Origin of the sequence: Rhizobium grahamii (assembly GCF_009498215.1) — a bacterium.
Taxonomy (GTDB): domain Bacteria; phylum Pseudomonadota; class Alphaproteobacteria; order Rhizobiales; family Rhizobiaceae; genus Rhizobium; species Rhizobium grahamii_A.
Genome location: NZ_CP043499.1, coordinates 1,524,046 through 1,536,472, shown reverse-complemented (window position 1 = coordinate 1,536,472; position 12,427 = coordinate 1,524,046). Strand labels below are relative to the sequence as shown.

Below are 12,427 nucleotides of genomic sequence, written 5' to 3'. Positions count from 1 at the left end.
TGGTGTTTGCGTTGTAAAAAGGGGTGCGTAGACGTGTTGTTCGTAACGGGTGGCGCCGGATTCATCGGCTCAAATTTCGTCCTCGACTGGCTGTCGCAAAGCGACGAGCCGGTGCTTAATTTGGACGCGCTGACCTACGCCGGAAACCTCGGCAATCTTCGCAGTCTCGAAGGCGACAAGCGGCATGTTTTCGTCCACGGCAGCATTGGTGACGGCCCGCTTGTCGAGCGACTGCTGGCAGACTATCGGCCGAGGGCCATCCTCAATTTCGCGGCTGAAAGCCATGTCGACAGGTCCATTCATGGCCCCGCCGACTTCATCGACACGAATATCGTCGGTACCTTCCGCCTGCTGGAGGCGGCGCGCGCATACTGGAGCAGCTCCAAGGACGACTCGTTTCGCTTCCTGCATATCTCGACGGATGAAGTCTTTGGCGCACTCGGCGCTGACGATGAAGCGTTCCATGAGGAGACGCAATACCAACCGAACAGCCCCTATTCCGCAAGCAAGGCGGCCAGTGATCACCTCGTAAGGGCATATCACCACACCTATGGGCTCCCGGTTCTCACGACCAATTGCTCGAACAACTACGGGCCATTCCACTTTCCGGAGAAGCTCATCCCGCTGGTGATCAACAATGCGTTGTTCGGGCGACCTTTGCCGCTTTACGGCGATGGCCAGCAGATCCGGGATTGGCTCTACGTCAAGGACCATTGCAGCGCGCTGCGCCGTGTATTGCAATCAGGTGTGCCCGGGCGAACCTACAATGTCGGCGGCTGGAACGAACGCACCAATCTCGCTGTCGTGCAATCGATCTGCGATCTTCTCGACGAACTGAAACCGAGAGATGATGGTCAGTCGTATCGACGGCAGATCACGTTCGTTACGGATCGTCCGGGGCACGATCGCCGCTATGCGATTGACGCGCGCAGGATCGAGAGTGAGCTTGGTTGGCGCCCAAGCGAGACATTCGAAAGCGGCATACGAAAAACCGTCGGCTGGTATCTCGAAAATGCCGAATGGGTGCGCAACGTCACATCCGGCAGCTATCGCAACTGGCTTGAGAAGCAATACGCATGACCGTGATGCTGCTCGGCAAAAATGGCCAGGTTGCCCGCGAACTGCAGCGCACCCTGTTGCCCTTCGGCTCCCTTGATGTTTTCGGACGGGATCGTATCGACCTTGAGAAACCCGAGACGATTCCAGGCGTTCTGCGAGACGCGGGCGATGCGATAATGATTGCAAACGCCACCGCCTTTACGCAGGTTGATCAGGCGGAAACAAATTCTGCTGCTGCCTTCGCGGTCAACCAGGACGCCGTCGGCATCCTCGCGCGGCAGGCGCTCGAGCGCGACGCCCTGCTGCTTCACTATTCGACGGACTATGTCTTCAACGGCCGGAAGGCTGCGCCCTATGTCGAGGCGGACGAGACAGATCCATTGAATGTGTACGGGCATTCCAAGCGGGGCGGCGAACTGGCGATCACCGGCTCGCGCTGCAAGCATCTCGTGTTCCGCACGAGCTGGGTGTTCTCGGCGGACGGCGACAACTTCATCAAGACGATCCTGCGCTTGGCGCATGAGCGCCCGCAACTTCGCGTGGTGGCCGACCAGTTCGGCGCACCGACATCAGCCGAATTGATCGCCGATGTCACGGCGCTTGCGGTGGCCGCCTATCGCCGCGGTCACCTGCCTGACGGGATCTATCATTTGACGGCGAGTGGGCGCACGAGCTGGCACGGACTCGCATGTCATGTGGTGCGCCGTGCCATCGAGATCGGCTTCGAGCCGAAGGCCGGTCCAGATGATATCGAACCCATCACCACGGCTGAGTTTCCGCGTCCGGCTGCCCGGCCACTGAACTCGTCACTTGATTGCACCGCTCTCTCGTCCCGTCTGGGGCTCAGCCTGCCGGACTGGAGAGTGCATGTCGACCGCATGCTGGATCAACTTCGAACAAGGGGATGGAAGCCATGACCCGCAAAGGCATCATTCTGGCCGGAGGGTCCGGCACACGCCTGCATCCCGCGACGCTTGCGATCAGCAAGCAGCTGTTGCCGGTGTTCGACAAGCCGATGATCTACTATCCGCTGTCGACCTTAATGCTCGCCGGCATCCGCGACATTCTGATCATCTCCACGCCGCAGGATATTCCGCGATTTCGGCAGCTGCTGGGGAGCGGGCAGGAGTGGGGCGTGACGTTCTCCTACGCCGAGCAACCGTCTCCCGATGGGCTTGCGCAAGCCTTCATCATCGCCGAGGATTTCCTGGCGGGAGCACCTTCCGCACTGGTGTTGGGCGACAACATCTTCTACGGCCACGACCTCCCCACATTGCTTGAGAGCGGGATGTCGCGCAGGGAAGGGGCGACCGTGTTTGCCTATCATGTGCTGGATCCGGAGCGTTACGGTGTCGTGGAATTCGACCGTCGCCGCCGTGTCCTTTCCATCGAGGAAAAGCCGACAGTCGCGAAATCCAACTATGCCGTGACCGGCCTCTATTTCTACGACGAACGCGCCGTCGAATTTGCAAAGCAGCTGAAGCCTTCGCCGCGCGGCGAGCTCGAGATCACGGATCTCAACCGCTGCTACCTCGACGATGAAAGCCTGACGGTCGAGATCATGGGCCGGGGCTACGCGTGGCTGGACACCGGGACACATGACTCCCTACTCGATGCCGGCCAGTTCATTTCGACGCTCGAACGCCGCCAGGGACTGAAGGTATCGTGCCCCGAGGAGATCGCGTTCCGTAACGGTTGGGTCAGCCGCGCTGATCTCGAGCGGCTTGCGATGCCGCTTTCGAAGAACGGATACGGCAAGTACCTGTTGCGGCTTCTGGACGAAGGCGCGCTGCAATGAGTTTCACTCCGCTGGATATTCCGGACGTGCTTCTCGTTCAGCCCAAGGTCTTTGGCGACGACCGGGGTTTTTTCTTCGAGAGCTTCAATCAGGCACAGTTCGATACGGCACTCGGCCGGACGGTAACCTTCGTCCAGGATAACCATTCGAGGTCGGGCAAGAATGTCCTGCGAGGGCTGCACTACCAGATCAAGCAACCGCAGGGCAAACTCGTGCGTGTCGTCGAGGGGGAGGTGTTCGATGTCTGCGTCGATATCAGGCGCTCGTCTCCCACGTTCGGACGCTGGGTCGGCGAGGTCTTGTCTGCGACGAACAAGCATCAGCTCTGGGTACCGCCCGGCTTTGCACATGGTTTTCTGGTCCTGTCCGAAAGCGCGCAGTTCCTATACAAGACGACAGACTTCTATTCTCCGGAAAATGAAAGAACGATTATCTGGAATGACCGGCAGCTCGATATTCGCTGGCCGATCGAGGGCGAGCCGATCCTGTCGTCGAAGGATGCAATTGCCTCTTCCTTCCAGGACGCCGAACTGTTTCCGTGATGGCGTTTCAGAGCGGTCCCATTCGCGTAAGAGTACTCCGGCTTGGAAGATCAAACCATTCCACTCGTGACGTCGTGAAATGTTCGACGCGCCGGATCACTCCCCGTGTGAGCATATCGCGTCGATCATCGCCTAAAGTGCTTCTCGGAAACGTTTCTGTATGGCAAGTATGGGCCGAGGCGTTTCGGGGTGAGGAGGAATTTGCCGCAAATGAAGGGAATTCGCCAGCTGGCAAAACATCTCGATATCTCGATCGGGACAGTATCGCGGGCGCTGAATGACAAGCCTGACGTCAACGAGGAGACGCGCAAGCGCGTGTTGGCGGCAGCGGAGGAACTCGGTTACGTCGCCAATCAGTCCGGCCGCAGCCTTCGGCAGGGCACGACCAACGTTATCGGGCTCATGATCGAAGCGAGCCAAGAGACTGTCGAGAACGGGGACAACTTCTTCCTTAGCGTCACGGGCGGGCTTCAGTCCGTCTTTACGCGCCACAAGCTTGACCTTGTCATGTTGCCTTGCCCAAGCGATGAGGACCCGCACGAGTATCTGAAGCGCATGGTCGCCCGCCGCGTCGTCGATGCCATGATCATCTCGGCAACGCAGCGCATCGACAAGCGTATCGATTTCCTCTCGAAGGCAAAGATTCCGTTCGTGGCTCTCGGACGCAGTTCGTCCGGCGGCAATTATCCCTGGATCGACCTGGATTTCGAGGGGGTGGCGGCCTGTGCCGTCGCGCGCCTCGTCGCCAAAGGTCACCGCCGTATCGCCATTGCCGCACCTTCCACCGATATCAACCTCGGCTATGTCTTCGTGGATGCCTACCGGCAGGCGCTGGAGCGGCACGGCCTCGAGTTTGATCCGAGTCTGATCATTCGCGTGAAGTCCAGCGAGCAGGGCGGTTATCAGGCCGGTACGGAATTGCTGCAACTCGAGAACCGGCCAACAGCGATCATCCTGATATACGAATTGATGGCCATCGGGCTCTATCGTCGAATGGTCGAGGCAGGGGTGGTTCCCGGCCGGGATCTCGCCGTGATCGGTTTTCGCGAGGAGCCTCGTGCCAGGTTCCTGCAGCCGACGCTCACTTGCTTTCGCCTGTCGCTTCGCGACCTCGGTACCAAGCTCGCCGAGACACTTCTTGCGACGATGCCCGCCTATTCAGCTCTTTACCCAAAGGGCGCACAGAATACGATCTGGCCGCTGGAACTCGCCCCGGGCGAGAGCGACGCATTCACAATCACCCCCTGACTGGCAGATAGCATGAAACCGCGCGAGCTTCTCACCGAACTGTTTACGGCCGCTGTGCGCGCCGCTGATCCACTGACGGGCATTGCGTCCCATCTTCCTGCGCCACCGCGCGGTCGCACCGTGGTTGTCGGAGCAGGAAAGGGAGCCGCGCAGATGGCGCGAGCGCTGGAAAGCCTCTGGCCGACACCGCTCGAGGGCATTGTCGTCACGCGCTACGGATATGGTTGCGAGACCAGGAGCATCAGGGTCATAGAGGCATCTCATCCGGTCCCCGATGCGGCTGGATTGACTGCATCCGGACTGCTGATGGAGGCGGTCGCGGGATTGACCGATGACGACCTCGTCATCGCTCTGATCTGCGGCGGCGGTTCGGCATTGCTGCCGGCGCCGCCAGCTGGCTTGACGCTTCAGGACGAAATAGCGCTCAATGAGCTTCTGCTCGCTTCCGGTGCACCGATTGCCTCCATGAACGTCGTGCGCAAGCATCTGTCGACGATCAAGGGAGGGCGGCTGGCGGCCGCGACGAAAGCACGTGTGGTCAGCCTCATCGTATCAGACATACCGGGCGACAATCCCGCTCACGTTGCCTCCGGCCCGACGGTTGCGGACAGCTCAAGTCGCCAGCAGGCGCAGGCGGTGATCGAGCAGTACCGACTGGAATTGCCGCAGGCGGCAATTGATCATCTCGCATCGCCTTCCGCCGATGCACCGCGGCCGGATAACCCGATATTCGCCCGCCACGAACACCACATCATCGCTTCCGCCGGTGTCTCCCTGGAGGCTGCCGCCGCTGCTGCCCGCGCCCACGGGATCGAAGCCGTGATCCTCTCGGATTCGATCGAAGGAGAATCGCGCGACGTCGCACTTGTCCACGCCGCGATTGCGCGAGAGGTGGCCACAAGGAACCGGCCGTTTTCCAAGCCGGTCGTTATCCTTTCCGGCGGGGAGACCACGGTTACGCTGAGGGGACGCGGCGGCCGAGGGGGGCGCAATGGGGAGTTTGCCTTGGCAATGGCGCTTGCGATCGGCGAGCAGAACATTCACGTCCTGGCTGCCGATACGGATGGAATCGACGGTTCTGAAAACAATGCCGGCGCGTTCGCTGACGGCGACACCCTGAGGCGTCTGCGTGAGGCGGGCATGGATCCACGAAAGCTGCTCGACGCCAACGATAGCTATACCGGCTTCGAAGCTCTGGGAGACCTCTTCGTCACCGGTCCGACGGGTACCAACGTGAATGATTTTCGTGCGATCCTGATTGCGTGACGCTTCCGTAAAGCGTCACAAAAAACAGCTGGAGCGCTCGAATAATTTTCGATGCTGCAGTGCGACATAGCCTGCGCTAAGACCCGGCATTTTCAGGTGTTTTCCGCAGCATTTTGGCTGCGTGTGCGGCCTATTGACACCACGAAACGTTTCCGCTTAGTATCGTAAACGTTTACGGGATGCGTTTCGGGAGGAAAACCGGAAACGATCCACCGGAGGAAATCGTGATATTGAATGCCGTTCTATGCGGGTGCGGAGCCATGTCCAAAGGCTGGTTGCGCGCCATCGAGGAAACCCCGGCTCTTGCGGCCGTGATCGAGGTCAAGGGCCTCGTCGACGTCAATCCGGCGGCGGCGGAAGCACTCGCTGCCGAGTTCGGTCTTGAAGGCGCTGTCATCGGCACCGATCTTGCCGATGTTATCGCCAAGTCGAACGCTGATATCGTGTTCGACGTCGTTATTCCGACCGCACGTTTCAACGTCGTCTCCACGGCCATGAAAGCGGGCTGCCACGTTCTCAGCGAAAAGCCGATGGCAACGTCGCTTGCCGAAGGTGCCGCTCTGATCGATCTCGCCGCCGAAACCGGCAAGATCCACGCCATCATCCAGAACCGCCGCTTCATCTCGGGCGTGCGCCGCATGCGTCGCTTCGTCGAGAGCGGAGCAATCGGCGATCTGACTGCCATCCATTGCGACTTCTTCCTGGGCCCGCATTTCGGCGGTTTCCGCGAGGAGATGGACAACGTTCTGTTGCTCGATATGGCGATCCATACCTTCGACGCCGCCCGCTATGTAGCAGACAAGAAGCCGCTCGCCGTCTATTGCGTCGAGCGTAATCCGACCGGTTCCTGGTACAAGCATGGCGCCTCTGCCAATGCGACCTTCGAATTTTCCGACGACGTCGTCTTCACCTATCGTGGCTCGTGGTGCGCCGAAGGCGAGCGCACGAGCTGGGAGAGCGAATGGCGCCTCGTCGGCTCGAAGGGCATGCTGACCTGGGATGGCGGTGACACGTTCAATGCAGCTGTCGCCGGCACGGAGCGGGGTCTCTTGCATGGCTTTGCGCCCGTAAACGTTCCCGAGCCCGCGCATGAAGAAGAGACGCACGGCCACGCCAGCGTCATCGCCAGCTTCGTCGAGGCGATCAAGACAGGCAAGCGGCCCGAGACCGCCAGCTCGGACAATATCAGAAGCCTCGCCATGGTCTTCGGCGCGATTGAAAGCGCCAAGACCGGCAAGCGCATTGAAATTTCAGCATAAGGACAGACATTGTGATCAACCCCGCCAAGTCCATTCGTGTAGGTACCATGGTCAGCGCCTCCAAGGGCGGCGCCGACAAGCGCATCGGTCAGATTGCCGACATGGGTTTCGAGAGCTTCGAGCCCTTCTTCTGGCAGACGACGAACGGCCAGGACCTGGCCGAACTCGGCAAGCGCTCTCTCGATGCTATCGGTGATCGCGACATCACCATCTCGACGCTCGGCATGTTCGGCAATCCGCTTGAGACGACCGACATCGACCTGCAGACGCTGCAGGGCTGGAAAGACTGCATCGACAACGCACATCATTTTGGTGCCACCTGCATCGCCGGCTTTACCGGCCGCGTCCGTAACAAGCCGTTGACGGACAGCCTGCCGCGCTACAAGGAAATCTGGAGCGAGCTTGCCAAGCGCGCCGCCGACAAGGGCGTCAAGATCGCCTTCGAAAACTGCGCCATGGACGGGAACTGGGCAACCGGTGACTGGAACATCGCGCACAACCCCGATGCCTGGGAACTGATCTTCAACGAAACGCCCGACGACCACATTGGTCTGGAGTGGGAACCCTGCCACCAGATGGTCTATCTGATCGAACCGCTGCCGCAGATCCGCAAGTGGGCGAAGAAGATCTTCCACGTGCACGGCAAGGACGCGACGATCCGTTGGGACGTCATCAAGGAACACGGCATTTTCGGCAAGGAGAAGTTCGTCTTCATGCGCACGCCGGGCTTCGGCGACAGCAACTGGACGGACATCATTTCGGAATTGCGCCTTGCCGGCTGGTCCGGTTCGATCGACATCGAAGGCTGGCACGACCCCGTTTACCGCGACGAGCTGGAGATGACCGGTCAGGTCTACGCGCTCAACCACCTCAAGCATGCCGGGGCGGCGATTTCGTCGTCGATCCGGTTTGATGACATCGTGGCCGGCGAGGAGGAATCGCCGGCTTCCGACAGGATAACCACAAAGGAGGAGAACTATGGGTATCCGCAAGTTTGCAATGATCGGCGCTTTGGCGCTGGCAGGCGTTTCGCTCTTCGGCCTTGCTGCCAAGGCCGAAGATGTCACCTTGACCCTCTGGTCGCTGGACAAGGACATCCAGCCGGCACCGAACCTTGTCAAGGAATTCAACGCCCAGAACAACGGCATCAAGATCGAGTATCGTCTGATCCAGTTCGACGACGTCGTCACCGAGGCCATGCGCGCCTATGCGACCGGCCAGGCTCCTGACATCATCGCGGTCGACAACCCCGAGCACGCGATGTTTGCCTCGCGCGGCGCTTTCCTCGACATCTCCGACATGATCAAGGGCTCCTCGGTCATCAAGCCGGACAACTATTTCCCGGGCCCGCTAAAGTCCGTGGAATGGGACGGCAAGTACTTCGGTATTCCGAAGGCAACCAACACGATCGCGCTCTACTACAACAAGGACATGTTCAAGGCGAAGGGCCTTGATCCGAACAAGCCGCCGCAGACATGGGATGAGCTTGTCGAGGATGCGCGCAAGCTGACCGATCCGGCCAAGAACGTCTACGGTCTGGCCTTCTCCGCCAAGGCGAACGAGGAAGGTACCTTCCAGTTCCTGCCCTGGGCCCAGATGGGCGGCGGCGGCTACCAAAACATCAACGCCGAAGGTGCGGTCAAGGCGCTTGAGACCTGGAAGACGATCATGGACGAGAAGCTTGCTTCTCCGGATACCCTGACGCGCGGCCAGTGGGATTCCACCGGTACGTTCAACTCAGGCAATGCCGCCATGGCGATCTCCGGTCCCTGGGAACTCGACCGCATGAGCAAGGAAGCCAAGTTCGACTGGGGTGTTGCTCTGCTCCCGGTTCCGAAGGAAGGCGCTGAGCGTTCCTCGGCAATGGGCGACTTCAACTGGGCGATCTTCTCCAGCACGAAGCACCCCGCCGAAGCCTTCAAGGCGCTCGAGTTCTTCGCTTCACAGGACGACAAGATGTTCAAGAACTACGGCCAGCTTCCGGCCCGTTCCGACATCACCATCCCGGCAACCGGCGAGAAGCTCAAGGATGAGGCCCTGAAGGTCTTCATCGAACAGCTGAAGTACGCCAAGCCGCGCGGCCCGAACCCGCAGTGGCCGAAGATCTCCAAGGCAATTCAGGATGCCATCCAGGCTGCCCTGACCGGTCAGATGAGCCCGAAGGATGCGCTCGATCAGGCTGCCGACAAGATCAAGGCAGTTCTCGGCTAACCACTTCCGCATAACCGGATGGCCTTCAGGCCATCCTTACCATTTCCTCCCGGCAGGGGCTGTCTTGCAGCGCAAGCTCTCGGCAGCCCCGTTCGGAGTATTGGAGGATCGATGAAACGGTTCCTTTCAAGCGTCAGGGACGGCCGCGGCTTCGACATCACGCTCGTTGCCTTCCCATTGACGTTCCTGTTCCTGATGGCCGGGCTGCCGCTCATCTACAATGTGGTGATGAGTTTCCAGGAGGTTGACATGTTCAGCCTCGGTACCTTCGCGCGTCCCTTCGTCGGTCTCAAAAACTACAAGGATCTCTTCGCGCAACCGGAAACCTGGCCGATTCTCGGCAACACGGTGATCTTTGTCGTCGGCTCCATCGCCGGCCAGTTTCTCATCGGCTTCGGTCTGGCGCTGTTCTTCTGGGTCAATTTCCCCGGCGCCTCTTGGCTGCGCGGGCTGTTTCTTGTTTCCTGGGTGATGCCCGGCCTCGTCGTGGGCGCAATCTGGAACTGGATTCTCTCGGGCGATTTCGGCGTTCTCAACTTCATCCTGAAGGAAAGCGGCATCATCAGCGGCAACATCTTCTGGCGCTCCGATCCGCACTTCTCGCTCTATGCTGTCATCATTGCCAACGTCTGGCTGGGCACGGCTTTCAACATGATCCTGCTATCGGTTGGCCTGTCGGGCATTCCGGGCGATCTCTACGAAGCGGCTGAACTCGACGGCGCCAATGCCTGGCAGCGCTTCTGGACGATCACGCTGCCGATGATGCGCTCCACCATCGGCGCGATCGTCGCGCTCGGCCTGATCTTCACGCTGCAGCAGTTCGATCTCTTCGCCGCCATCACCTCCGGCGGCCCGAACAATTCATCCAACGTCACGCAGTACTGGGCGTGGGACCTGTCCTTCCGTCAGTATGATTTCGCGAAGGGCGCGACCATCTCCGTCATCATGATCATCTTTGTCATGTTCGCCTCTGTCGTCTACGTCCGCTCCACACGCCATGAGGTGCGCGGATGACCGAAACGACACGCAACCGTCTCATGCTTGTGATCGCCATCGTCATGGCGGCGATCTATCTCTTCCCGCTTTACTGGATGTACATCACGGCCCTAAAGGGCGGATCCGAGATGTTCGCGACACCGCCGAGCTTCTGGCCGGCCGACCCGCAATGGGGCACCTTCGGCTATGTCTGGGAAAGCCGCGGCATGGGCCGCTATCTCTGGAATTCGCTGGTCATAGCCGTTGGTGCCGTCACGCTGATCACCGTTCTCGGTGTCGGCTGTGCCTATGTGCTGGCCCGCTACCGCAACGTCTGGGTCGATATCGGTCTCTTCATGATCCTGATGCTGCAGGTTCTGCCGGCATCGCTGATGGTGACCCCGATCTTTGTCGGCTTCTCGCAATTCGGCATGCTCGACTATCCGCGCCTTGCCGTCATCATTGCGATCGCCGCCAAGAGCATGCCCTTCTTCGTCGTCCTCGTCCGCGCCACCTTCATGGCGGTGCCGATGGAACTCGAAGAGGCCGCGCTTGTCGACGGCAACAGTCGCGTCGGCGCCTTCTTCAGCATCGTGCTGCCACTTGCCCGCAACGGCATTCTTGTCAGCGCCATCCTGATTTTCATGCAGGCCTTCGGTGAGTTCGTCTACTCGAAGTCTATGATCCAGGCCGTCGACCTTCAGCCGGCCAGCGTTGGTCTCAATTCCTTCATGGGACCGAACACCAACGAGTGGAACAACATCATGGCCTACGCCACGATGTATGTGACACCGATCCTTGCCATCTTCGTTCTCTTGCAGCGCCGCATCGTATCCGGCCTCACCTCTGGAGCCCTCAAATGACCAATCAGATCGAGCTCAGCGGCGTCAATAAGCACTACGGCGCATTCCATGCCCTGAAGAACATCAACCTCTCGATCGCAAAGGGCACGTTCGTCGCGCTCGTAGGCCCGTCCGGCTGCGGTAAGTCCACGCTGCTTCGTTCGCTCGCGGGTCTTGAAAGCATCTCGGAAGGCGAACTGAAGATCGCCGGCGAGTTGATGAACAACGTGCCGCCGCGCAAGCGCGACGTCGCCATGGTCTTCCAATCCTACGCGCTCTATCCGCACATGACCGTCGAGGAGAACCTGACATACAGCCTGCGCATTCGCGGCGTCGCGAAGGCGGAAGCCAAAAAGGCTGCGGAAGAGGTCGCGGCGACCACCGGCCTGTCGCATCTCCTGAAGCGTTATCCGCGCGAGCTTTCCGGTGGTCAGCGCCAGCGTGTCGCGATGAGCCGCGCCATCATCCGGCACCCGAAGGCCTTCCTGTTCGACGAGCCGCTCTCCAACCTCGACGCGGCACTGCGCGTTCACATGCGCAAGGAAATCCGCGCGCTGCACGACCGTCTTCATGCCACCTCGGTTTACGTGACCCACGACCAGATCGAAGCAATGACCATGGCAGACCATGTCGTCGTCATGCGCGAGGGGATCATCGAACAGCAGGGCAAGCCGCTCGATCTCTACGACAAGCCTGCCAACAAGTTCGTCGCGGGCTTCATCGGCTCCCCTGCCATGAACTTCATTCCTGCAGTCGCCGGCGAAGACGGAAAAAGCCTGACGATCGACCTCGGCAGCGTGAAGCAAAAGATCGCGCTCGATCATCAGGTGCAGCCCGGCCGCAAGGTGACTGCCGGCATTCGCCCTGAGCATATCGGCGTGACTGCACCGGGGCAGGGTACGTTCGACGTGCCTGTCGCGGTAGTGGAATCCACCGGTTCATCCACCTTCGTCACGGCGGCGACCACACCCGAACTGACCATCGTAGAGACGGGCCGCGGCACCGCGCGGGCAGGGGAGACTATCGGTGCGGTCGTCGATCCGTCGCAACTGCACCTGTTTGACGACACGAGCGGCGCGCGTATCTAGCAATGATTTTCAGACGCGCGGATTGGCTATAAGGCCATCCGCGCTTTGACTTTCCGCGCAGGTATGGGTGCGAAATGACTTCCCCTAAAGGATGACGGCACACAACGGCATCCCGCATTTTGTCGGTCTTGCCATCCGA

11 protein-coding genes and 1 pseudogene are annotated in these 12,427 nt (G+C 60.1%); all 12 read left to right on the top strand.

Annotation, left to right across the window (positions count from 1 at the left end; translation table 11 throughout):
- The first annotated feature begins 33 nt into the window (after positions 1-33).
- The 12 genes and pseudogenes from rfbB (at position 34) to FZ934_RS25770 (ending at position 12,288) form a co-directional block, all read left to right on the top strand.
- Complete coding sequence (rfbB, locus tag FZ934_RS25825; protein ID WP_153273635.1) at positions 34-1,080, top strand: dTDP-glucose 4,6-dehydratase; 1,047 nt, start codon at positions 34-36, stop codon at positions 1,078-1,080.
- Positions 1,077-1,976 carry a dTDP-4-dehydrorhamnose reductase gene (rfbD, locus tag FZ934_RS25820; protein WP_153273634.1) on the top strand — a complete coding sequence of 300 codons (900 nt, stop codon included), beginning with the start codon at positions 1,077-1,079 and terminating at the stop codon, positions 1,974-1,976. The genes rfbB and rfbD overlap by 4 nt, the downstream gene beginning before the upstream one ends.
- Entirely contained in the window at positions 1,973-2,857 is an 885-nt protein-coding gene (rfbA, locus tag FZ934_RS25815; protein ID WP_153273633.1) for a glucose-1-phosphate thymidylyltransferase RfbA, read from the top strand. The genes rfbD and rfbA overlap by 4 nt, the downstream gene beginning before the upstream one ends.
- On the top strand, positions 2,854-3,399 hold the full coding sequence (gene rfbC, locus FZ934_RS25810; protein ID WP_153273632.1) for a dTDP-4-dehydrorhamnose 3,5-epimerase: 546 nt from the start codon (positions 2,854-2,856) through the stop codon (positions 3,397-3,399). The genes rfbA and rfbC overlap by 4 nt, the downstream gene beginning before the upstream one ends.
- A 210-nt stretch (positions 3,400-3,609) precedes the next feature.
- Positions 3,610-4,647: a substrate-binding domain-containing protein gene (locus FZ934_RS25805; protein ID WP_153273631.1), complete on the top strand. Its 1,038-nt coding sequence runs from the start codon at positions 3,610-3,612 to the stop codon at positions 4,645-4,647.
- Between the two features lie 12 nt (positions 4,648-4,659).
- Positions 4,660-5,913 (top strand): glycerate kinase type-2 family protein, encoded by a 1,254-nt coding sequence (locus tag FZ934_RS25800; RefSeq protein ID WP_153273630.1) that lies wholly within the window; start codon positions 4,660-4,662, stop codon positions 5,911-5,913.
- Between the two features lie 260 nt (positions 5,914-6,173).
- Positions 6,174-7,172, top strand: a complete 999-nt coding sequence (locus tag FZ934_RS25795) for a Gfo/Idh/MocA family protein (RefSeq protein ID WP_432443639.1) — start codon at positions 6,174-6,176, stop codon at positions 7,170-7,172.
- An 11-nt stretch (positions 7,173-7,183) separates the two neighbouring features.
- Positions 7,184-8,085: pseudogene (locus tag FZ934_RS25790) on the top strand (sugar phosphate isomerase/epimerase family protein).
- Between the two features lie 65 nt (positions 8,086-8,150).
- Positions 8,151-9,383, top strand: coding sequence for an ABC transporter substrate-binding protein (locus FZ934_RS25785; protein ID WP_153273628.1), 1,233 nt, complete (start codon positions 8,151-8,153; stop codon positions 9,381-9,383).
- Between the two features lie 111 nt (positions 9,384-9,494).
- Positions 9,495-10,397, top strand: a complete 903-nt coding sequence (locus FZ934_RS25780) for a carbohydrate ABC transporter permease (protein WP_153273627.1) — start codon at positions 9,495-9,497, stop codon at positions 10,395-10,397.
- Entirely contained in the window at positions 10,394-11,221 is an 828-nt protein-coding gene (locus tag FZ934_RS25775) for a carbohydrate ABC transporter permease (RefSeq protein WP_113364021.1), read from the top strand. Before FZ934_RS25780 ends, FZ934_RS25775 begins: the two co-directional genes overlap by 4 nt.
- Positions 11,218-12,288 (top strand): ABC transporter ATP-binding protein, encoded by a 1,071-nt coding sequence (locus FZ934_RS25770; protein WP_153273626.1) that lies wholly within the window; start codon positions 11,218-11,220, stop codon positions 12,286-12,288. The genes FZ934_RS25775 and FZ934_RS25770 overlap by 4 nt, the downstream gene beginning before the upstream one ends.
- Positions 12,289-12,427: the final 139 nt, after the last annotated feature.